General features: G+C 46.6%; 15 protein-coding genes and 2 pseudogenes. All 17 read right to left on the bottom strand.

What is annotated here, in order from left to right; all coding sequences use genetic code 11:
- A pseudogene (locus B3Z75_RS06595) lies at positions 1 to 294 on the bottom strand (uroporphyrinogen decarboxylase family protein); the annotation flags it as partial.
- Positions 295 to 407: 113 nt separating this feature from the next.
- Positions 408 to 1,076: a cobalamin B12-binding domain-containing protein gene (locus B3Z75_RS06590; protein WP_294068848.1), complete on the bottom strand. Its 669-nt coding sequence runs from the start codon at positions 1,074 to 1,076 to the stop codon at positions 408 to 410.
- Positions 1,077 to 1,147: 71 nt separating this feature from the next.
- Entirely contained in the window at positions 1,148 to 2,704 is a 1,557-nt protein-coding gene (locus tag B3Z75_RS06585) for a sodium:solute symporter family transporter (RefSeq protein ID WP_294068846.1), read from the bottom strand.
- Positions 2,705 to 2,717: 13 nt separating this feature from the next.
- A pseudogene (locus B3Z75_RS06580) lies at positions 2,718 to 3,779 on the bottom strand (cobalamin-binding protein); the annotation flags it as partial.
- A gap of 13 nt (positions 3,780 to 3,792) precedes the next feature.
- On the bottom strand, positions 3,793 to 6,009 hold the full coding sequence (locus tag B3Z75_RS06575) for an alpha-xylosidase (protein ID WP_294068844.1): 2,217 nt from the start codon (positions 6,007 to 6,009) through the stop codon (positions 3,793 to 3,795).
- A gap of 26 nt (positions 6,010 to 6,035) precedes the next feature.
- Positions 6,036 to 6,728: an L-rhamnose mutarotase gene (locus B3Z75_RS06570; RefSeq protein ID WP_294068842.1), complete on the bottom strand. Its 693-nt coding sequence runs from the start codon at positions 6,726 to 6,728 to the stop codon at positions 6,036 to 6,038.
- A gap of 11 nt (positions 6,729 to 6,739) precedes the next feature.
- Positions 6,740 to 9,472: an alpha-d-galacturonidase gene (locus B3Z75_RS06565; RefSeq protein ID WP_294068840.1), complete on the bottom strand. Its 2,733-nt coding sequence runs from the start codon at positions 9,470 to 9,472 to the stop codon at positions 6,740 to 6,742.
- A gap of 71 nt (positions 9,473 to 9,543) precedes the next feature.
- On the bottom strand, positions 9,544 to 11,769 hold the full coding sequence (locus B3Z75_RS06560) for an alpha-L-rhamnosidase C-terminal domain-containing protein (protein ID WP_414702869.1): 2,226 nt from the start codon (positions 11,767 to 11,769) through the stop codon (positions 9,544 to 9,546).
- Between the two features lie 102 nt (positions 11,770 to 11,871).
- On the bottom strand, positions 11,872 to 12,942 hold the full coding sequence (locus tag B3Z75_RS06555) for a Gfo/Idh/MocA family protein (protein WP_294068838.1): 1,071 nt from the start codon (positions 12,940 to 12,942) through the stop codon (positions 11,872 to 11,874).
- 1 nt (position 12,943) lies between these two features.
- Entirely contained in the window at positions 12,944 to 14,773 is a 1,830-nt protein-coding gene (locus B3Z75_RS06550; RefSeq protein ID WP_294068837.1) for a right-handed parallel beta-helix repeat-containing protein, read from the bottom strand.
- A gap of 13 nt (positions 14,774 to 14,786) precedes the next feature.
- A complete protein-coding gene (locus tag B3Z75_RS06545) occupies positions 14,787 to 16,823 on the bottom strand; it encodes an aceric acid hydrolase (RefSeq protein ID WP_414702868.1) in 2,037 nt (678 codons plus the stop codon).
- A gap of 119 nt (positions 16,824 to 16,942) precedes the next feature.
- The gene (locus tag B3Z75_RS06540) at positions 16,943 to 18,709 is read right to left on the bottom strand and encodes a RagB/SusD family nutrient uptake outer membrane protein (protein ID WP_294068836.1); all 1,767 of its coding nucleotides are present in this window, start codon (positions 18,707 to 18,709) and stop codon (positions 16,943 to 16,945) included.
- A gap of 13 nt (positions 18,710 to 18,722) precedes the next feature.
- The gene (locus B3Z75_RS06535) at positions 18,723 to 21,851 is read right to left on the bottom strand and encodes a SusC/RagA family TonB-linked outer membrane protein (protein ID WP_294068834.1); all 3,129 of its coding nucleotides are present in this window, start codon (positions 21,849 to 21,851) and stop codon (positions 18,723 to 18,725) included.
- Positions 21,852 to 22,354: 503 nt separating this feature from the next.
- The gene (locus B3Z75_RS14260) at positions 22,355 to 22,681 is read right to left on the bottom strand and encodes a RagB/SusD family nutrient uptake outer membrane protein (protein ID WP_414702867.1); all 327 of its coding nucleotides are present in this window, start codon (positions 22,679 to 22,681) and stop codon (positions 22,355 to 22,357) included.
- A 15-nt stretch (positions 22,682 to 22,696) separates the two neighbouring features.
- Complete coding sequence (locus tag B3Z75_RS06525) at positions 22,697 to 23,296, bottom strand: NAD(P)H-dependent oxidoreductase (RefSeq protein ID WP_294068832.1); 600 nt, start codon at positions 23,294 to 23,296, stop codon at positions 22,697 to 22,699.
- 58 nt (positions 23,297 to 23,354) lie between these two features.
- Positions 23,355 to 23,765: an alternative ribosome rescue aminoacyl-tRNA hydrolase ArfB gene (gene arfB / locus B3Z75_RS06520; RefSeq protein ID WP_294068830.1), complete on the bottom strand. Its 411-nt coding sequence runs from the start codon at positions 23,763 to 23,765 to the stop codon at positions 23,355 to 23,357.
- Between the two features lie 135 nt (positions 23,766 to 23,900).
- Complete coding sequence (locus B3Z75_RS06515) at positions 23,901 to 24,314, bottom strand: SRPBCC family protein (RefSeq protein WP_294068828.1); 414 nt, start codon at positions 24,312 to 24,314, stop codon at positions 23,901 to 23,903.
- Positions 24,315 to 24,562 lie beyond the last annotated feature (248 nt).

Here is a 24,562-nt window from a genome sequence, read left to right as displayed (position 1 = left end):
CCTCTCCACATCTTCTGCACCATTTAGAAGCCTTCCTGTGACCGTAGGTATTTCATCGTCCGGCATATTGATTGAGGCGCCAAACGCTTCCGCCTCCACGGTCAGGTCCATCATTGTACAGCAAACACGCATATCAAATGTCTCAGAAGCAGCCATGACTGCTTTATACTGGACGTGGCCATCAGAGACGGCGTTGCTTACTTTTTCCCCAATAAGCTCGATGCCGGGGTGAGTGATGAAGGGAAATGCGGTACGTTTTTTATCACCTAAAACTGAATCTATCCACTTTTTCATACGATTAAAACTATGTATTTTCACTAAAGTCAGATATTTGCTCGCCATGGCAAAGTACAAACAAGTTTGACTTTGCTCATTTGGCTTAACGCAAATAATTCAAATGTAACGTGCTAAAACTGAGCATCCAGCCAAACAATCCCCTCTCCCGGATCTTTACCATACCCGTCGGCACCTATTGAAGCAGCAAAATCAGCTGTCAAAGGAGCGCCGCCCACAATAATTTTTGTGTCCGGAGAAACAGCCTTTATTGCCTCAATAACCGGTTGAATATTAACCATGGTGGTGGTTAGCAATGCCGAAATACCGACCAATGCACCGGGATATTCTGCTACTTTTGCGACAAATGTTTCCGTTTTCACATCCACGCCCAGGTCTATCACTTCCCATCCGGCTCCCTCCACCATCATGCTCACCAGGTTCTTACCGATATCGTGCAGATCGCCAAAAACAGTACCGATGATAAATACTCCTTTTCGCTTCACTGTGCCGTCGGCAAAGTAAGGTTTCAGGTGGTTCATTGAAACACTCATCGCTTTGGCCGACAATAGCATCTGTGGTACAAAGATCTTTTTCTCCGAGAATTTCTTCCCCACCTTGTCCATGGCGGCGATCAGCGCTCCATTCAATATCTCATCCGGGCTAATACCCGCTTCCAGCGCTTCTTTGGTAATCTCATCGGCACCCGGCAGGCCTTTCATCGCAGGAGGATAGGGTGATGCCAGGTTTATTTTACCAAACTCAACGGACTCAAACAATTTATCAAGTAATTGGGTGTGCATACGATTAAAAATATTTATTCAAGTTTCCCATGTTTCACTAACATCTAAATCTCGGACTGACAATATCTTGATCAATTAAACAACATATAGACCATTATCATGACAATAATTAGCAGCGACCATGCAAGTCCGACAGAACGCGTTACTTTAACAGGCCTATAATTCAGCACCCTGACAGCGGGATCTTCTTTTTTATCCGACAGTGAATAAACGAAAAGGAAGAGGGCGAGCACAGCAAAGATCAGAACAGAAACAAAGAGATAATGTACTCCGTTAAATAGTATGTTGGTATAATACAAAACACCTATGCCCAGGCTGAACGCCGTTCCTGCCGAAAGTATCAATTTAACACCCCGTCCCGATGTCCTTCTCCATAATACGGCAAAAAGGAAGGCCACAGACATGGGTGGGGCGAGAAATCCAAGTATCGACTGGAAAATATTAAAAAAGCTCAATCCCTGTATCCGTGAAATTCCCAAAGCTAAAAAGACAGACAAGAAGGCACCGGCCACGACCACCAGTCGTCCATATTTCTTAATCTCAGGACGTGTGATCTCCGGCCTGTTTCTCTTGATGATATCCATCGTAAAGACAGTGCTCAGCGAGTTAAGAGCCGATCCGATCGTACTTATCAACGCGGCAATCATCACCACAACAACCAGCCCGATCATTCCGGAAGGGAACACTGTTTTGACCAGACTCAGGTAAGCATCCGTCGAATTGCCCAGATTAGGGATAAGGATAAATACAAGGATTCCCGGGAGAATAAACAACGGAATATCAATCAGTTTAAGCCATGCCACGAAATTTGCGCCCATCTGGCCCTGTTTCAGGCTCTTTGCACCCAGTACCGACTGTACCATCGACTGGTCGGTACACCAGAACCAGATGCCCATGATGGGGTAACCCAGTAAAATTGCCAGCCAGGGAAAATCTTTATCATCCAGTGGCTGAAATAACCTCCAGTAGGAAGAGGGCGTGGATTGCAAAACCGCCCCGATCCCCCCTGCCCTGTTTGTAGCCAGAACTACCAGCAGCAAGGAAACACCTATCAGCAGCAGCATCTGAAAAACATTGGTATACGCGATTGTTTTCAATCCCCCCGACACCACAAAGAGGGCGGAAATGGTTACGAGAATCACAACACAGGCCCACAGAGGGAAACTGAGTATCTGCGACATAAAAATTCCACCGGAAAAGAGAGTCAGCCCGAGCCACGAAATGAGTGTGGTCAGAATGGTGTACCAGGCAATATATCGCTGGACAGTAACACCGAAACGGCTACCCATATATTCGGGCAAGGTGGTCACTCCCGCGCCCAGATAACGTGGAGCAAAGACAAAAGCCAGCATCATGATAAATGGGAACGCGTACCATGAGAAGTTGCCCGCGACGATACCACTTTCGAAACCACTGCTGGCATTGGCAATCAGCATAGAAGGCCCCACGTTGGTTCCCCACATTGTGAGTCCTATCGCAAACCATCCCAGCGACTTATTGGCCAGAAACAGGCTTTCGCTTTTATTTTTTTTGCCAAAGCTCGACCACCATGCTATCATTCCAAGAATCAGAAAGTAGGCTACAATTACTGCAATATCCAACTGCGACAAGTCTATCAGTGTCTCCATACTCATTTTATCTGTAGCGATCTACTATTTTTAATGCCTGATCGATCTCCTTTTCGGTTTTAAAGTCCACGTTGATGTGCAACCCCTGATTTCCTACATGGTCGATGAGCGGTTCCAGTTCATCAAGGGTTACCCAGTTTATCATGACCGACTTCCCCGCAGCAAGCACCTTTTCATACAGGTCATACCATCGTGGGTCGCCCCCCTGCGGTTGTCCATACCCCGGCGTCCATTGCAACGCATTTAAATTCTTCAGTTCAAGGAGAGAGTCAAGATGGCGAATGGCATCCACCCCATCGAGATGGTATAGCGTATAATCTATTTTCTCTGTCTGCTCTTTCAAGAAGGGAAGGCAGAACATCCTGAAATCCTCTTCCGATATCATGATAGAGATATCCACCTGTAGTTTTGCCACCTTCCCGGGTGCCCACAGTGAAAAATAGCAAGTGGCCATCTCTCCCTCCTCGTTGATTATATCGTATATCTGATCAAATACGTCAAAATAGACACGGTTTATTTCCGTGAGCTGCTCTATTGTCCGCATCGGCTCCATAATCAAATCGACCAGTACATTATCGGGTCCTTTAAGGCTGGAGAGCACATCCAATCCCTCCATCAGGTCGGGACATCCCACCATATACCGGCCATTTGCCTTTTTCTTCACCGCTTTCAGCAACTCCTTATGCAACTTCCACCACCGGTTGCCTTCATCAAAAATAATTTTCTCCTCAAAACCGGGCGCCTGATGAATCCAGATCGTATCCTCCCTTCCTTCCAGTTCAGAGCCAAGTATGGAAGCCAGTGAACCCGGGCCGAGCTGTGTATTGGCCACCGGTAGTATATCTGCCTTGTAGGAGTTTCTCGACATGGTATAGTGCAGATAATCGGAGCGCCATTCCGGGTCGAACCAAAACTGATTCATATCCCTATGCAGTGCCGGCCGGACAACATCCTCCCAGGGGTCGCCATCCTTAAAGAGATGCTCCCACATAGAAAGGACGATGCCTTTTCCGTTCCACCAATCCAGGTAATGCTGCTTGGATTCTTCAAAATTTGCTTTCCAGGTTGTCCTCATTTTATCTTCATCTTTATCCGAAACTGATAAATTCCACCTTCTCCTGCTCCATTTCATCCGTACAGGATACCTTGTGTGGGTACATCGGTATTTTTGATCCTTTTCTCACAAATACAGGAATGACATCGAGGGGTACCTCTACATTTCTGAGCCAGCGATCACCGTTATACAGCTCCCTGGTAAAGAAATGCATCCACTCCCCTTCCGGCAGGTAAATATCACGCCTGTTTTCTGAATTCATGACCGGAGCAACCATCATCTGCTCGCCAAAATAATACTGATCGTCTATATGACGACATGTTTTATCCTGGGGATGATGTAGCAGCAGAGCACGCAACACCGGCATTCCGGTCTCCGTGGTAATTTTACTTTGCTCCAGTATATAGGGTATCAGCCGATAACGCAATTCCCAGTATTTTCTGATAAGCGGGGCAATGGCAGGATAACTCCACGGCTCGCGTTTAGATGTGCCGTGATAACGGAAATGGGAAGTAAAGACCCCAAATTGCGTCCACCTGATGTAGAGATCATCCGGCAGCACCGTGTTCATAAAATCGGGAACACCGTGAAACCCGGGCACGTCGTGGCTCCAGAAGCCAAATCCCGAGAGTCCCAGCTGCAGCCCCCCCTTCAGCGAAGCGGACATGCCTTCCCAGGAAGCAGCCGCATCCCCTCCCCAGTGCAGTGGGTAGCGCTGACAACCGCTCCAGCCGGCTCTTGCCCAGATAATGCCCTCCCCCGTCACTTCTTCCGTCACTTCGTAGGCTGCTTTCTGGTACAACAGTGGATAAAGGTTGATCAGCTTATCTGCCGGCAACCCGTGATAATCTGCATCGAGATGTATGTTTTCTCCAAAATCAGTTTTTATGCACACCACCCCCATCTGCAGCAGCCTTCTCAGCAAACTTTTATACCATTCCGTCGCTTTATCGTACGTAAAATCGATGGTTCCTGCATAATCCTCCACACTGAAGTTAGAGGCACCGGAGAGGCTTTTGTTGCTTCTGCTTATATAGTTGTTTTCTACAGACTCTTCATACTGCTCCGCATCGCGTGAAATATAAGGCAGCTGCCACAGGCTGACTCTGAAGCCTCTTTTTTTGAGATCAGAGATAAACTGTTCCGGGTTGGGGAAGCGCTCTTCGTTGAATTTCCATTCACACAGCCAGTCCGTTTTGAACCAACCGGTATCCAGATGTATTACATCACAGGGATAATCCTCTTCTCTCAGCCTGTTGCAGATCTCATTTACTTCATCTGCAGAAAAATAGGACATGCGGCTCATCCAGATACCGAAGCTCCACAGAGGTGGCATCGAGGGAAATCCGGTTAGGCCGCGGTATCCGCGTAAAATCTCTTCAGGGTTCTCACCTCCAATCAAAAAGAGATCGATCAGCGGCTCATCGGCCAGGATCTGAACGGAACGCGAAGAGTGATCGCCGAGTGAAAACTTAGCAAACGAGGTAGTATGCAGAAACACCCCATAATTCTCCGAGGACAGATAGAAAGGGATATTTTTATAGCAGCGGCGGTTATTCACTCCCTGTCCGTCCTGATTTCTCATCTGGAATGTTTTTCCGGAGAGATCAATTTTTGTAAACCGCTCTCCCGTACCATAAAAACACTCATCCGGTTTCGACTTAAAGGAGCAGGAAGCCCTCTGCTGCTCTCCGTGGCGTTCCACGCAGGCCAGCGCAAAGGCATCGTGTCTGGCAGGAGAAAACATGTCATAATCAGAAAAAGAAATCTCCTTCGCTCCATCGGGGAAGAAACTAATGCTGACCGTATCGGCAGGGGCCGGAACCAGATCACTCCACCAGTCGGTTTGCGGTTTTGCGAAACTGATTGCTGCTTTTTTATTCCCCCCGTGATCTCTCACAATCCATTCCAGTTCTTTTTTTTCGAAGGAAAGAGGATTCTTTTCCGTCAGTTCATCGGCAAGAGAAAGCATCTCTGAATCCTCCATTACATCTCCGCCGAACGTAAGCGACAAGCGCAGGATTTTAGGTCCGTAGGATTTTATGCGCAGCCTGTACTCTTTCGTCGGAACAGACAGATCCGGAGTAATTTCATTGGAGTTGTGCTGCTGCTGAAAAGGGATCGTGATAAAAACCTCTCCATCTGTTTCATCAATTGCAGTAGGAGTACAGGCCCGCCACAACCGTTCCCCCTCATCGAGTGAGGGACTAAAATCCATAAAATCAAAAAGCTGATAATTTGTCTGTCTCATTGTGTATGTTGTTTCACGTGACCGGTTTAAATTTTAGCGAACTCAATCCACGTCACTCCTTCGGGAGCATCCTCTATTCCTTCCTGAAAATTGCCCATGATGGAATTCCACTCTTCGGCACGCGGATTATGCTCCACGGTCTTCGGGTTCAATTCTTCCAGGCGCTCACCCGCCGGAATGGTGATGACCAGCATAAGTTGCCGCCCGTTTCTGTAAACCATTACATGCTGAAAACCGGCATTGCAGAATCCTTGCAACACCTCGGGCCACTCCTTCCGTTGTGAACGATGGTACTCCATATAATCATGCTGGAGGGCTTCATTCTCTACCAGGTTTGCGGTCATAATGATAGGTTCCTGTTCCGTTACAAACTTTTCGCCGCAATCCTCTTCACGGTTAAAATGGTAAAAGGGCGTTCTGAAAACCTTTATCTCCTGTCGGGGGAAGCGCTCTTTGAGCCTGCTCTCAATCTCTTCCACCCTGCCTTCATCAATATATAAAACCCAGTGATCCTTCCAGTTATAGATGCTGCCCTTCTCAATGTTATACGCTTCGCCAAATTCTATCATATTTTCTTCAGACATCACCTCTGCGGGAGCCACAATCTCTATGACGGCATAGTCTTGCGGGGCAGCGGAGCTGCATCCCTCAAAAAGAAGAACCGATACAATCATAAAGACAGACCCGATGAGCGTGCTAAAAAAAGCAGTGTTTGTCATAGCGTAGTCAATTAATAAAAGAGCCAGTCTACGGTTTCGCTTGAATCATCATCTGTGAGCCCTGCATTTCTGGGGGAGACCTCCGACGTGGTAAAGCCCAGCATCAGCAGCACACCGTTTCCAAGATTCAGGGTGTGCCTGCCGGGAGAAAAGGAATAGGTGTGGACATTCAATGCCGGCATACCCGATAGCTGAACCGCGTTCAACAGAACGGGATCGGCCTGGCCATACAGATTGGCAGAAGCGTCGGTTTCCAGCGTAGGTGCTTTTGCATACGCCCTCTGATCATCCCTGAAGTATCCTATCAGCAACTTCACAGAATCGGCTGTTTCAAATTCCAGGGTTGTTCCGTTTTCTCTTTGAGAAGCTGCATCCAGTCTGAATGCTTTCATATGCTGTAGCTCAGGCGCTATCTCTTCAATCACTGACTCACCTCTTGCTTGTAGCCTTTGTCCCTTTGTTAAGATTACCTGTTCCGTTTTTGGGCTGATAATTTTCACCTCTGCAGGGATCAGTGGCACTACTTGCGCATCGCTCTTCTCCTGCCTGTCGGACTTCAGCAATTGAATGTTCTCCCTGAAATTATGCAGCTCCTGTTCATAATGAGGCAGCAGCTCTGCCCAGGTTTTATTTTTACCATCATCGCCTCCGATGGGTATCCTCCTTTGTGCTGTCTGCATGCTGTTGGCGTAATAATAGGTATCTTCTGTCAGTTCCACCAGCCTTCTGTAATGTTCCAGGCTCTCCTCCAGCAGTGGCAGGGCCTCCTCCAGAGATGCAATATCTTTGCTGTACTGATAGTCAAGTACCTTCACTGCAGCGTTCACCTTGGCGTGAAAGAACCAGGCAAACTCCCTGTAAGCGTATACATCATTCTGCAGACGCAAGAACTCGTCCCTGTTCCTGGTAACACGTTTCTCTGCCTTGTCGATGGCAGCAACGGCCAGATCGCCATGCTTCACAACCTCATCCACAATCTGCAGCGGCAACTCGCCCGTGTGCGGTATGTTTTTCCATTTTCTCTCAACATACTCAATCAGCTTTTCTCCTTCGGGCCCGCACGACTCATAAAAGCCGGGATATATTTTGTACTTGTAGGGGTTGACCAGCTGACTCATAAACATTCCCAGCAACAAGGTCTGCCTGTTTCCCTCGGTGATGCCAAACCTTCTTAGCAACTTGGGTGATATTTCACCGATCTGCTCATACGCTTCCAAAATATTGGCCGATTCATCTCCGGCGCCATAGTAGCTGTCAAGCTGACTGCTCCAGTAAGATATCTCCTGGCTCCTTTCCCGATTGGCTTTCCATGCATAACGGCCCCACGCCTTATACCAGATCCAGTCCCTGTCCGTCTGCTTCAGGCGTTCCCCTCCGGGCAGCTTATCGGCTGTATAAGGCCAGTCCCAATAGGACGCCTGCGGATACACATGCAGTCCGTTTGCTCCATGTACCTCGTGCATTGCCTGAACCGATTTCTGAATAAAGTCGGGGGAGCCATACCTGAAAGGCTCCAGGTTGGCCAGAATATGCACATTGTCGATATGAACCGACCCGAGTGAACTGAGGTCCTGATGAATTTTTGACCAGGGCCCGCGGGGTTCATAGGTTGTAAGAGACTCCCCGTTGTATTTGTGCATGGTGTACAGGTTTCTGTATATGGGAAGCGCTTCGTCCATCACCATTTTCGCATCCGTATCGTGTGCACGGACAATAATAGGCGGTTCATCGATACGGCCCGAAGCTTTCAGTCCATCCCTGACCCCCGGGATGACCGTCTTTGTAAACCACTCCACATCATCCTCGTAGGTAGCCATTGCTTCACCCAGACAGACCAACAAGCCCACATTGGGATACTTCTCAACGAAAGCGGCAATCGACTTTTGTGTATAGTCCGCGATCAACGGCGTGATGGGTCTGTTTCGGTCCTGTGTCTGAATCCCGTAGTGCTCCGCAAATGGCTTTGACACCAGTATATTATAAAACATTTGTATCACATAGATTCCCCGCTTATCCGCCTCTTCGGTCAGAAAGGAGAAGATTTCCTCGTTCTTTCTGAATGTCTCCTCATCCACCTCCACTGCGAACGGATAGTCGTCCAGCTTCACCAGCGAAGCAAACGGATGTCCGTTCCACAAATAGAGGGAGTTCATCCTGTTCTCGACAAGCATATCGAGGTACTCAATCCACAATTCTTTGTCGTAGAACCAGGGAAACGTTTCCGGGGTATAGGGATATTCATACACCGTCCTCCCCGGAAGATAATAAGGTTTCTGAACTCCGATGCAGGCGCCCCGCATCACCATCTCCGGTGCATCCGACAACTTTACCGGCAGAGGTTGTCCCTCCCTGATTCTATCCGAAAGCTCGTAACATCCATAAAGGGCTCCCGACGCATCTTTGCCATACACCAGCGTGTGATTATTATCGGTATCCATGTAAAAGCCCTCATTGCCTAAACTCTCCGGCAGCGAGAACCCCAACTGTCCTGCAATGGCGGAAGCAAGTGAATCTCCTTTTTCCAGAATCCAGAAGGTCTTCCCGCTATCATCCCCGGGATTTGCAGAAGTACTCTCCTCAATAACTACTTTATATTTTAATCCTTCCAGGCTGTTTTTCAACCGTTCAGATCCAAACAATACTCTTTCCGACGCATGTGGTGTAACACGGATCACCACACTCTCTTTTTTGCATGATGCCAGGCAGAGCAGCGCGGCCAGCATAAACAATACTCTTAATTTCATCTTTTTTTCAGCTTCTTATATTGGGCATTCTTATCGTTATTAAGCAGGACGGAAAGAACTCCTTTCTGTACTCAAAATGCATAGGACACGACGACCTCTTCACCCGCTTCAATCCAAAGCCTATAATCACTTCCGTCTATTTTTTCAATCTTCCCTCCTGTCGTTTTTGGAAGATTTTTACTGCTGAAAAAAAGATAACCGGCTCCTTCTGATGCCTTCACGCTGATGTGTTTCTGATCCATCCTGATTTTTATTTCTCCTCCGGGAGTAGGCACCGATCCCTCCATCCACTTCAATCCTCCCAGATGCGGTTTGAGGGAAAACTCACTATATCCTGCTTTCACGGGCTGAATACCCAGATAATATTTACCGAGCAGATAGATGGGGCTGGCTCCCCAGGAGTGGCAAAGGCTTTTCCCATAAGGCCGGCCATACATGGCAAGGTGTTCTGTGCCCCGATCTTCGGGGTTATATTTTTCCCAGAAAGAGGTAGCCCCCTCTCGGATCATTCCGCCCCAGTAATCTTTCATCTCCTGCATCACCAGATCGTGCTCCCTCAGTTCACACAAAGCTTCCAGTTCGTAGAAACGCATGTAGGGAGTCGTGATTTTCATGATGGAATCGTTTAACAGCACCGATTTCTTGACCGATTGTTTCTGCGCAGGAGTCAGGTAATCATAAAATACCGCAAACATGTTGGCATAGCGGGTTATCGCCGTCTGCTGAACATTGTTCAAACGGCTGTGAACCAATGCCTGCCGCTCCTCATTCCAAAAAGCAGGTATCAGCTTCTTCCTGAGTTCGTTTGCCAGTCTGTCATATTTCGCCCGTTCCTCCTCGTTGCCGTTCAGTCCGGCACAAAGCGACATCGTCTCCAGACTCCGGCAGAAGAGCACCTGTTCAAAAGAGAGTTCCCCCTGTTTTTCCATGTAGCCGTCTGCCCAGTCCACAAACACCCAGTCGCCGGCAAGCCCCTCCACCATTCCGTTGTTGTTGGTGCGCCCCAGCACGTATTCCATCAAGGACTGCATGCGGGGATATATCTGTGAGATAAATTGCTTGTCGCCCGAAAACAGATAATAGTCGTAGATAGACATAAACCAGTAGAAGGTATAATCCATAATCGTGTTGATATGGCTGGTTACCGGATCCTTCCCGCCCAAAAGCCAGATGCTGTTTTTAACGGTCTGTGAATCAAAAAAGATGTAGTAATTCATCAGATAACTCTGGTAGGCGTCGCCGCTCCACACCCATCGGTCCCGCTTTATACCGTCTATAAAAAACTCCCGTGTTGTGAGATGCATCGTATAGGCACTCACATCCCATATCTTATTCAGCTCCTCGTCGCTGCTCCGAAAAGAGCCCCGGTAGGCCTCCGGCTTATACTCATACAGCATGCTTACGCCGTTGTACTTCACCCCTTCATCTTTTGTGATATAGACATACCGGAATGCCTTGCTGTTTACCAGGGTAAACGTATCCGTGAGGCCGTATATAAGCCCTGCCGATTCATCCCTGACCCTGCCATCGCTGATGAATAATCTGTCCAGTGTTTCGCAATATGCCTTATCCAGTGCCTCCTCGCGGCTTTCACCGTAATAGATCTGCATCGTTCCGCTACCACTCAGTTTTTCAAACTGCAGAAATCCAATCGTCTCCTTTCCGAAATCGTACAGCTCCCCCCCGTTCACCCCCTCTTTCCGGTCGGCCCCGAGCGGTGTTACTGCAAGCCTGTATGCCGAGGGCAGCGCATCGATCGAATTAAAACTGCCCGATCCTGCCCTGTAATAGGTGGTGGCTGAGGTGTCACTGGCCTTCCCGCTTTCATCGATCCACTCTTTGTCTTCGAAAGTCACTCTCCACGAATCATCCGATTTTACGGTTCTGCCATTCACAAAAATTGCCGGGGGAGTAGCCTGATTCCATACTTTGATGTTGAGCTGATGTTTTCCTGCGGGCAGCAGAAACTTGTCAGGCATTCCGAACTGCAGCTTCCCATCCAGCTTGATGTTGTAGGTTCCCTCCACATTTATTTCAATCTCTTCCGGTTCCGACAGATCCAGTTCCTTGCTGAATTCCACCACCACGTAGTGACTGTCTATCTTCCAGAAGGGTGGGAAAAAAGCCCCCCTTTCGGTGCGGCGGTTATTCATCTTGTTCCCCAGCCAAATCTCATAGTCCCCCGGATACCAGATCCAGGTGGCGGGAGTTGCTGCTTGCATAAGCAGTTGAGAGATCATCATCATTCCCGTGATCAGCAGAAATTTGTTTTTAACGATTGAAATTATTTTATGCATAATGAAATGAGTATTAAAATTAGTATCACACAAGGAGGTGATTAAAGCGAGTTTCATATGATACCTTTGAAAAACAGATAATTTTAGTCATATGAGAAGGGTTTATATATTCAGATTTTGCTCCTGCAGGATGTCGTAGACCTTGATTATTTTTCCTGATTGAAGTGAACGATCCATGGCATGAAGCAGGGCAACGGTGCCCACTCCCTCCCTGATATCGGGATAAGCAGTAAAACCCTGCTCTATGCTGTCCGCAAAATACTCCAGATAGTTCTGATACTCACCGGCATGATGACTCTGCCCTTCGAACCGGAAATAGTAGTTTTTATAGTGGTCTCCCCAGGTTATCATTTTCTCTTCACCGCTGCGGGTGGTTACCGCGTAGCGTAACTCGTGATAATCCGCCTGGCTTGCCCCGTAGGTACCCCTGAGGATGCAACTCATCCTGCTGTCACGCGTCGGTGGCTGCGTGGGAGAAGTATAGACCCCGCTTACCCGAGCAACCCTTCCATCCCTGGCACGAAAAATAAAATGCATGGTGTCTTCATTCTTCAGGCCGGCTTCTATTCCGTTCGGGCTGATCATCCCAAAGCCCACCACCTCCTCAATGTCCGGCATATACCACCGGATAAAATCCACAGGGTGGCTCAACCCGCCATAAAGCCATTTGAAGTCGGATCTTAACGACCACTCCTTACTCAGGAACCAATGGTGATCGGCATGATAGTATGCTTCTATTGTGATTAAATCACCAATGACACCCTCCTCGAAGTCTGCCCGCTGCCGCTTCATCGGTTCAAAGAAACGGGAACTCTGGCCGACAAAGACTTTTCGTTGCTGCGTCTCTGCCAGTTCCGTCAACTCCTTTGCAAGTGACAGATCATGGATGAATGGCTTCGTGCAGACCACATGTTTCCCTTTTGCCAGTGCCTGTTTTACGTGGGTTGCATGAAGGTTGTCGGGGGTATAAATAGCGATGATATCAATATCGGGATTATCAAGCAGCTCTTCGTAATCGGTGGTGTAAGTCCGGAGATTAAATTCCTCTGCACGTTGAATGCAAAGATCTTCATTTCTGTCACAGATATTCACCAGATTCAACCTGCTGCTTGTGAGTACGGCCGAGATGGCACTTCTGCCTTCTCCCAGTCCAAGGATAGCGATGTTTTGCATATCATTCGAATAAATAATGAAATTCTTTTATTGGGCCCGCATTTACTTTCACACTGTCATTTACCATCGGCCCGTTATTTTCCCATACATTTCCCGGACCATTGGCATTCTGAAGGAACTTTTCCCCTTCTGTCCAGTTGTCCTTCACGGTTATGAATGAAGATCCTTCATCCGTATAGAGGTAAAACCAGTGAGAAGGGATGTGCACGTAGCCCGGGCTATATATATCGTGAATGTAGTTTTCTGAAACAAGCGTTCCCGGCTGATTTCCCAGGGTGTATATCCCGGCCACATCAAACATATGTTTCGCGTAATGATGGATATGATTGGCATGAACGGTATTGTCCCGCATGACTCCCGGATTGCTGTTCCACCCCCATCCCAGGCTTATTCCGGTGTAGGACACTTCCCTGATTTCGTTGTGCGCAATAAGAATATTGTTTACATACCCTGCTGCAATGGCTACGCAACCCCAATCTTCGTTTGTCACATCCTCGAAAAGATTGTTCACAATTTGCTGATGAGTGCAGACCTCTCTCTGATCCCACGGGTTATAGGGATAGTGCGTTTCGTGTGCCGATGGGGAGAAGCTGCCGATCACCATGCCGTTTCCGCCGATATCCTTGAAGAGAGAGCCCTCCACTTTTCCTCCGCTGTTGCCCAGCCCATAGTCTAACCCCGTAGAGGCCAGATGCGTGAAAAGACATCGATCGAAATCAATATTTTTCGTTCCCGACAGCGTGACGGCAGCTGCAGGCCGCCCAAGCCACCCCTGGTTGTCCAGATCGTGGTTACCCTCCCTTTTCATTTTGGGATGAATCCGATACGCTTCCGTCAGGTACATCCCCGCCTGCAACGGGACATGCCCTTTTTCAGTGGGGCGCATCCAGGTAGTATGGCTGAACTGAATATTTCTGAACTGAATATTTTCTACAGGGCGATCAAGCGTACCCACTATCGACACCAGCGTTTCAATTGCAGGCACAACCGCATTCAGGTTGTTGATATCTTCGTCTTCACGCGGCATATAGTACAATTTCTGTTCCCTGAAATCATGAAACCATTCACCCGGCTCATCGAGTAATGCCATCGCGTTGGTCAGGTAAAATGCAGACTCACTACCGGAGGTCGTCATCGGACTGGGCCAGGGACGGACAAACTGCAGCCTGCTCTCCGGATGATGGAACCGTACGGCTGCAGAATCACCGCTCACCTCAATCGATTTGATCCGAAGGTTGGAGATGCACCACATCTGATGCAGCACCATCTCCGCGTAAGGAGCATCGAGCACGGCCTCCACAGCCTTAGCAGGCACCCAAAGAATTTGATTCTCCACATCATTCTGCCGTATCCGGCTCATATTCTCAAAATCGGCCACATCTCTGGCACGTATCGCTTTCCTGCCGTTTACCCAGAGTTGACGAAAGTCCAAAGGGCGACCGTTATAATCGGGCACATCTGCCACCCAATATTGGCCGGACTGCTTCCATCCACCGACCAGCATACCTCCGCTGATCGTCACCTTCGCTCCCTCATCTGCGGAGATGGTTGTGGGTGATTCGGCGGTTCCGCTATCTTCGGGACGTAGACGAATCGGTTCATACACATAGTATGTACCCTCTTTCAGGATGATATTTATTCCATCCTCTATCCCGGGCATTTCTACCCTGCGCATTTCACGGGCCCGTTGCAGGGCTTCCTGTAGCGTCTGGAGCGGATACTCCACCGAACCTTTATTCCGGTCGCTGCCATCAGGCGATATCCATATTTCCATGGCAAAGAGTCCGGAAAAAAAACAACTGATCAGAATCGTTATACCCAATCTTTTCATTCATCACCTCCTTTTATCTTGATAACGGCATCCAGACCGTCATTTCTGTTTTACCTCTGTTGCCCCATGCGTAATAGGGAATTAACCGGATATCCACCTTTTGCTTCTCCTTGGTTACCGGCCGGTATAGCTGATTCTTCCACGACTGTCCGTGGGAGAGTAATTCGGCCTTTCCCTCAAGACAGACTACCGGGCTGCCGTCAATCATCATCTCACGGGGCGTAAGTTCGATATCTGCAGGAATCAGTATATCATCCATGTCGTATGCTCCGGCTACATCAATCGACTCCAGACAATACACCAGCGGGCCCCTCTTCACGGCAACCTGGTTCCTGATCTCCTCTGCCAAGGGGTTTGCTTCCATCAGCAGGGTTTGCATATCCAAATCCAGCTCGATCACGTCTCCCGCTCTCCATGCTCGTTTTACTCCGGCGTACGTACCTTTTGCCAGGTCCGTCTTCACCGGCTTGCCGTTCACCTTCAGTTGCACGTTGCCACTCCACTGCGGAATCCGCAGAAAGAATGAAATATCATTATCGCCTGCAATCCGCTCTACAGTAAACTTAACCTTTCCATCCGCCGGATAGTCAGAAACCTGTGAAAGGGTGATCGATGTTCCGTCCGGCAAGGTTGTATTCAACTTGTTTCCGCCGTATGTATGGAACCACAATGCGCTTTCGGATACCGAATAGAGGTAGTTGTGCACCTCACACAGAGTCCTTACCGTATTGGGCGGACAGCAGTTGCAAAGTTTGATGTACTCCTCCCGCTCTTTAGACCAGCGCATGGTATAGGGGAAATCTTCCGACACGCGCAAGGGGTTGGTATAGAAAAAGCGGTTGCCATCGAGGCTAACGCCAGAAAGCACGCTGTTATAAAGGGTTGTCTCCACAATATCTGCATATTTCTCTTCGCCGGTAATCTTCAACATTCGCCAGTTAAACAGCGCATTGCCTATGTTCGCGCAGGTCTCGTTGTGCGCCGTGCTGTTTGGCAGCTGAAAAGCCCTGCCGTAGGCCTGATGCACCTTCTGTACCGAGTCGGGCTCATAACTTGTGCCATCGGGCGAGGTGCCATCGTAGAGTGCGCCGCAGGCTCCCGTGATATACATCTTCCGGTGCACGATGTCGTGCCAGATCGACTCCAGGTTATCCTTCAGAAGTGCCTCACCCGTCTCTGCATAGACGTCGGCAACCCCGGCATAGAGATAATTCGCCCTCACCGCATGGCCCATCGCCTTTGTTTGCTCCCGGAAGGGAATCCGGTCCTGATTGTCATCCGTGCCATTCTCCACCAGATCCCGTATGTTGAGCAGTCCCTCCGCCAGCTTTAGATAGTCGCTGTTGCCCGTCGTCCGGTACATTTCCACCACGCCCATGTAGTGAGAGGGACAGATCGCGTTGCCGGCCAGCTCCACCGAATCTGTTTCATAGAAATTTTGCAGAAAATCGGTAGCCTTTACCGCTATATCCAGCATGGAGCGCTTGCCGGTCGCCCGGTAATGCACACATGCCGCCGTCATCAGATGCCCCAGGTTGTAGGTCTCAAAATTGAGCCGGTTATCAAATGCGGTTTCTCTGTTTGTTTGTTTTCTCTCTTCGATATTCACCGGAGTATGAATATATCCGTCGGCGCGCTGTACTTGAACCAGTGTCGCAATAATGCGATCCATCAGTGCATCCAGTTTGGGATCTTTTGTCATCGCGTACACCGATGCCACCCCCTCAAACCATTTGTAGAAATCGCCATCGTGAAAAGGAGGCCCCTGATGGCTACCTTCCTCTTTGCCGGCGGCAATCTCGAAGTTTCTGAACGAATGCGATACATCCGGATCATTCAGTGTGTTCCACATGTTCAGGATCATCGTATCTTTATAGACTCCGAACCGGTCGGCCCAGAAACCATCGGTCCATGCCACGGCATCCATATCCACATTGTTCATTACTACATGTTGGCTGTTCACTGTGTTCAGCAATCCTTTTTGTTGCGCCATTCCCGATAAAGCAAAGCAAAACAACCCCAAAGGGAATAGAAACTTTTTTTTTCCCATTACATGAATGTGTATTTATACGAAGAATTCACAATAATCCTTAAAGTATTTTATTTCATTGTCTGTATTTACCGTTACTGCATATCCTTATAACGGTTCTCTAGATGGCATTGTACTCATCAATAACCCGGATTCTGACCATATTCCTCCGCATTTTCCAGCACATCCAGTTCAGCCTGCGGAATCGGGCGCAGGTAATGTTTTTCGGGATTAAAAGCAGTAATATCCGGATTCTGTTTTCCCTGTCCCAATCTGTTCTCCAACTGCTTAGTTCTTTTTAAATCCGGCCAACGCAGATGTTCTCCGGCAAGTTCCCGAGCTCTCTCATCCAGCAAAAAGTCAAGATCGATATCGGAGATCGACACCTGCATTTGCGATGTATGATCTACAGGGGTTTTTACTGCAGCTCTCGTTCTTAAAACGTTTATATAATATGCAGCATCGGGAGAGGTCTTATTTAATTTATAGCTTGCCTCAGCCGCAATCAGATACATCTCTGCCAGACGCATGACAACCACATTTTTAGTCCCTGCATCCGATCCAGGATTTCTGTCGGGATCCCTGAATTTTTTGAGTGACGGATAATAGGGATTATTGTTTGCGTTGGTCGAAATTGTCCCGTCAAAATTGTATGTATCGTTGATATCTTTCACTCCGTACGACCTAGAATCTTTATCCGTGATGACTTTTTTGGTATAAAACAATGCGGTGTCACCCGGTTGAATGACCACAGAACCGGGAGAAAAAGATTTCTCAAACCGCGCAATATCGGTTGTCGTCCAACTGTAAGACTGGGTAGTCAAAGGAAGATTAAATGCTTCCCTGAAAGAACCATAATACCTTGCATCGATATCTTCATCGAAAATATCCAACAAGAATTTGGTAGGCATCAATCTGCTTGCCCCATCTCTTCCATATTCCGTCACCTCTAAAGAGGGCATCCCACAAAGTCCGGTATACTTTGCCAGATACCATCGGAACAATCGGTTGGCATTTTTCGGTTGCGGATTCAGGGCGGAATTGGTCGAATGGGTTATTACCCACAAAGCCTCGGCATTGTTCTTATTGTTCGACGGAGCGAAAACCTCATCATAAGTATCGTAAAGACGGCACCCGTACTGTCCTTGATTATTGATCAACTCATTGGCTGCATCCAATGCTTTCTGATAGAATAGATTCGCTTCGGCTCTATTGTTTTCAAAGTATTCCAAATAAGAGGCTCGAGTCAATGCCGTTCTAGCAAGCATTCCATACGCCGCTTTTTTATCGGCTCTCCCTACCTGATCCTGATTATACGGTAATATTTGTACCGCTCTTTCCAGATCACTGATGATCAGATCATAGAAATCTTTTAAAGGACTTCTCTTGGCTGTCAGAGGAACACCTGTTGTCTCAGTGGTCCTTAAGGTCACTCCACCGAAGGTTTCGGCAATCATCCAATAGGCGTAAGCTCGTACAAATCGCAACTCGCCTTCTTTCGCCAGTTTCACATTATCATCTGTATATCTCACATTATCAATCCTGTTTATTCCGGCATTGGCATAATTCACGATTTCGTATAAACGTTGCCATGTATTTTTTATTTGTCCGGTAGTAGCATCCAATCTTTCAGTATACACCAACAGTTGTTCCGCATACGTTCCCCTGGCACCCATATACCATAAGTCGGTTCCTCCTTCAAACAGGAACATCACATCTTCCCTTCCGTAAAATTGTGCACCGAAATTATAATAGGCCGAATTCACCAATGCGTTCATACCTTCTTCTGTACTGAATACGATAGAGGCTGTTGAGCCCGATGGATTATATTCTTCCAAACTACACGCTCCAAAGAAGGAGAGCGCGATTATCAGAGATACTATTTTATACTGAAATTTCGTGTTCATAATGATCATTCTATTAAAAATTAAAATTAACACCAAATACAACTTGTTTTGTCAATGGCATATCCTCGGATCCACCACGTTCAGGATCATAATTCTTTATCAAATGACTTCTGGCTACAGTCAATAGATTAGAAGCTGTAACATAGAATCGTAACTTATCAATCCCCATCCTGTCCGATAATGCCACAGGGATTGTGTACCCAAAATTAAAATTTTTCACCTTAAAATATGATCCATCAATATAATTCAGAGACATGTATCCAAAGTTATCATATAGCCTACCGTCTTTTTTTGGTCTCGGAAAATCATTTGAAGAATTCTCCGGCGTCCAGTAATCCAGGTAATCAGGGCTATTGGAAATACCCGAAGGATCAAACCTCCCTAAGAATTGGGCATCGATCATTTGTCCCCATCTCAACAGCATAGATACTCCCAAGTCAAAGCCTTTATAATTAACAGAATTATTCAGTCCGATAGTGAACTTGGGAGATCTGCTCCCCAGATACTGTCGATCGGCAGTGGTGATATTGAAATTCCCATCGCTATCCACCACTTTCAGGCTGCCTGGAGTAAAAGCATTTTCCGCTCCGTTCAATTTATATTTTGCCATTTCCGCTTCTTCCCCCAATTGCCAGATACCATCCAGCTTATATGAGTAGAAGGAATCTATTGGTCTGCCTATCAGCAAAGATCCGATCTCCGGATTTTGTCCTTGTATGATATTTTCGCCGGTAATCAAGGAGACGATCTTTTCTTTATTGGAAGTAAATGTAAGCGTTGAGTTCCATTTCAGAGACCTTCTGTTTATATTTACCGTGTTCATTGTAATTTCTATTCCTTTATTATTGGTCTTCCCGATATTCTGATAGGTGGAGAATTGTGCCGAGCTGGACCCTCCTGCGCCCGTGGATGGCGGTAGACTTCTGGCCATCAATATATTATCCGTATCAATATTATACAAATCGAGGTTAATATCGATCCTGTTATTCAATAGCCCGATATCAAAACCGAGATTCGTGGAAGTTGATTTTTCCCATCCAAGTGAAGGATTACCTACCAGATAACCGAACTGATACGCTAAAACAGGAATATCATTAAACCCAAACCGTGTATTGGCAGACACACTTCCTCCCTGTGTGGCATAAGGTGGAGCACCAGCATTTCCTGATGTTCCATAACTGGCCCTTAACTTTAAATTGCTTAACCAATCTGAGGAGAATGCCATAAAAGGTTCATCATTTATGCGCCATGCACCCGAAACAGAGGGAAAGAAATCCCACTGATGCCCTGGTGCAAGTGTGGAAGAACCATCCCATCTACCGGTAGCCGTAATATAATATTTACCCAGATAATTGTACGAAAGACGCATTGCCAGACCAAATGTCTGGGATTGTATGTAATTTGAATAAATCAACCGGCTGGCAGGATCTGTAGCACCCAGGGAGTAAAACAGATAGGAATCCAGCAATTGATTATTTCCACTTGATGAATAGCTTTCATCCATATTTTTGATCCATGTGGAAATTCCGGTTGCCTCCAGATAGTGGTTCCCAATATTTTCGGAATAGGTGATTATATTGTCCCATGTATAGTTCCTGAACAGATCTTTATTCACCTGAGCCTGGTTTATGTAACTTCCACCATATTGGTTGGTGGAATATTGACCGTTATATATACCTCTTCTGTGTGAGTTTACAGATGTGGAAAGATTAGACCTCCAACTTAATTGCTCAATAGGCCTGAGAACCAGATAAGCTGTATTAAACGACCTCAGAGCAATTGTATTATCAATGGCCTTATTATCTGAGGCATAATTGGCCAACGGCGACAATCTCTGTGCGTCACCCGATACCGGGAACAGATTTATTTCCCCATTTTGGTCATACGGAGTACCCAACGGAATATAGGTCATCGCCTGGATTAGCATGTTGCTTGGAACCCTGTTCTGATCAAAATAAGTCAATTGTGAATTGACTCCTATATTCAACCATTTTCTTACTTCATAATCAAGATTTACCCGCAACGTGTATCGGGTAAAATCATCTTTTTTAAAGATACCCTCTTCATTGTAATAACCTAATGAAAGGTAAGAGCTCAATTTATCGTTATTGGATGAAACCGTCACGTTATGGCTCTGCTGCCTTCCCTGGCGTACCAGTTCGTCGATCCAGTTCACCCACTGGTTGTTTTGTATGGCATTCCATTCTTCGTTCGAAAATATTTTGAAATCATCCGCCTGGGACTCCCACTGTCCAACCGCCCTATACGCTTCTCTTCTCACATCCAGATACGACTCACCGATCCGAGGTGTCGGATAATCGACAAACCCGTTGACACCATAATAGCCATCGTACTTCAAACTGACTTTATTTTCCTTTCCTCTTTTCGTGGTAATAATTACAACCCCATTGGCACCTAACGACCCATATATCGCCGTGGAAGAAGCATCCTTCAACACATCGATACTTTCTATGTCATTGGGATTCAGATCTGCATAGGATCCTCCCTGCACACCGTCTATGATGAAAAGCGGTTCGGTATTTCTTGTCTTATTCCCATAGATATCCGTATATCCCAAGGTTTTGGTTCCCCGTATGGTAATATTCACCCCTGACCCTGCACTTCCACTCGACCGGGTTATATCCATTCCTGCCACTCTTCCCTGAATAGCATCCATGGCATTGGATGTTGGGATTTGCACAATATCCGACGTCTTTACTGATGAAACGGCTCCCGTCAGATCCCGTTTTCTTGTAGTGCCGTAACCAATTGCGACCACTTCATCCAAGGTGCTGACCTCCGGTTCCATGACAATTTTCAGATTATCATTACTCTGATTCACAGATATTCGCTGCGTTTTATAACCCACATACGTTATCTGTAAAACACCTGAAGAAGGGAGCTGCATCATGAAATTTCCGTCAATATCTGATACTGTTCCGGTTGAAGTTCCTTCCAGAAGTATGGAAACACCGATCAAGGGCTCTCCAGTCTCATCCACAATATTTCCTCTCACCTGAAAAATCTGCTTTATTCCTAAACTTTCAGATAAATGATCAGAAATACTGTTCGCTAATAACAAAGAGGGATTGATCATTCCAAGCATAAAGAAAACAATACTAATAACCAAGATTTTGCCCATCGAAAGTTTTACGTGCTGATACCAAACTAAAGATACATTCTTTAACATAATCATAGCATTTCAATTAATAACATAAAGTTAGACATCTTAAAAAATAGACTTCATACTTTGTAGTTATGTACTTAATGTTCTTCAATTTTAACATAATTAATTACAAGAAATTTTATTTAACCATCATCTGGTAAGAATATAAAATTTCAACCTTAAGGAATCAGATAGGGGACAAATAGTTGAGGATACCAACCTGGGTACCCTCAGTTTTAATTATATAAATCTTGCTATTTTCGGTAGACGTTACTTAATACCAGGGATTCTGATAATAATTTCCACCACCTTCCAATGCCTGGATAAATGCAGTAGGTATGAAACGTAAAGCATATTCGGGTTTAAAAAATACAGTCAAATCGGGATGCGTACTCTATAAATAGCTATTATCCTCAAACATACCTGCTCATTTCAGGTTATAATGCCTGAAATATTCACCGCATAATTCACATCCTCTTTCATCCAACACCGTACGCAACGTAACTTCTCCGCTTAAAGGTTATGCGCCAGCCTGGGCACGTACTTTTGTTAATATACTGAGTCGCATCGCTTTCACCATTTACGTTAATGTCAGCTTCCGCCTCAATCAGACATACTTCGGTCATACGCATCATGAAAGTAGCGTTGAGGTTACCGTTTCTTCTTTGATTGGTATTTGCCACATAGAAATTGTTGTTATGCTTATTGAGTGTCGGATAGAAGTAATTAAACGGATTCTCAGAGAATCCGTCGGATGCATAATCTCCCGAGGGATTTTGGTGTACATAACCGGACTCCCGGGTCACTTTTTGGATACTGCCTTAAATTGACCGGATCACGTTTTCCGGATCCAGGCGGAGCTTAGGTGTCAACGAAGGTTGGTTTGCATCCTCTTTGTCCCTGTAGCCGATGGCCACTGCGAACAGCGTTTTGTACCCGTCCTGTTGCAAAATCCGGTCGTATTCTTCACTTTGAATCCCCTCCATGGGAGTCGAGTCGATCTCCATGCTCGCGCAAGCACTTAAAAAGAAACCGAGGGAAAGATATACCTGACACGCCAGCCACGTTTTAATCTCTGCCTCGTTCCTGGATTTTAGTACCCGGTTGTAATACAAGCCGGCCTTTTCCGGTAAAAGGGACAGGTTCTTCTCTTCGAAATCCTTCACGTCCTCCACTACGCTAAAAACCACCACGTGGCTGGCATCGTTCACTTTGCTCCCGTTGTTGTAGGAGACCTTTGCCAGTTCTTTTTTCGTTTCTGTATCGAAAATAAAGGTGAACTTCCAAGGCTGGCTATTGATGGATGAGGGGCTCAAACGCAGAATCTCTTTTAATTTTTCGATCGTTGCGTTATCTATTTTTAGGGAGGAATCATACTTTTTTGTCGTGTACCGGCTCTTTGCAATATCTAAAAAACTCATGTTTAATGCTTAATTATAAATAAAACTTATATCGATACTCCTGCAAATTGTATGCCAATCAAAAGTCAAAATCCCGGGATCGAAGCCGTTTTTTATCTGATTTCCGTCTCTTTTCCTCCAATCGTGTTTGAATGGATGTAAAAGTGGGTTTGGTAGCAACCCGCTTTTTTTTCGAAGCCAGGGCGTACATAACAAGTTGGAAGAACCTGGCTGTCACGACTTTCTTGTTCTTCCACTGGCTACGCTCCGATTCGCTACTAATCTGCAGTACTCCATTTTTGTTAACACGATTCGCCAATTTTTCAAGAATCAGTTGCTTCTGGTCATCATCAAGCACGCCCGACATGTTCACATTGAACGACAACAGCACCTTCGACGCTACCTTGTTCACGTTCTGGCCTCCGCTTCCGCTGCTTCTGACAGCGGTAAAAACACACTCCTCAATCAGTTTATCTATATCGACATCCATCGTTCCTGCATTTGACAACACACCGACAAATATACCCTTTTGTTCGGTAAGTAAACGCCCTTGAAGAGTTCAATAAAGAGAAACCGACGGCATTTTCCATGAATTACGGGGAGTTCGGGATCAAATATGCCATTCTCATCGCTCCACGTATTTTTTAAAATTATCCAGTATAGCCTGCCATCCCTGCTTTTGGAACTCGACAGAATTTTGATCCTCCGCGTCGAAGGTTATGATCACCAATGTGCTGCCATTTTCACTATCAAACGTGATCTCCACGTTTCTTCCATCGTCAAGCATGTAGGCAATTTTCTCGTATTCCGTTACCTCGGTGTAAAGCGCATTAAAGTCAAAGCCAAAGCTTCCGTCTTTCGCTTCCATTCTCGCGCTGTACCTTCCTCCTACGCGAAGGTCGTTGGTCGCCGTGGGACAATGCCATAGCGGGTCGGCAAAATTCCACTTCGTGATATGTTCCGGTTGATTATAATAATCCCATACTCTCACCGTGTCGGCATTCACTACCGTTTGAATCGTGATCTTTATTGTTTCCATAGCTGTATTTTATATCATCAATGCATCAATCTCTCCGAGGGTAAGGGAATCTGTATTTGTACAGCTCCCTTTCCTTGTCGGTATAGAAGTTAAACAGATTAACGTTCTACAAAGTTTACCCGGGCATGGTATCCAGACTCTCCACCCACGACCACTTGTTCCACCCATGAGCCGATGTCGTATGCCGGCAGATCGATCCGTTCCTGCTACGGCCGAAAATAGGGTCCACGCTTCAACCTGATTGCGCT

It is taken from the genome of Proteiniphilum sp. UBA1028 (assembly GCF_002316955.1).
GTDB lineage: Bacteria > Bacteroidota > Bacteroidia > Bacteroidales > Dysgonomonadaceae > Proteiniphilum.
The sequence above is the reverse complement of the archived record's forward strand: the minus strand, read 5'-3'. Positions and strand labels throughout refer to the sequence as shown.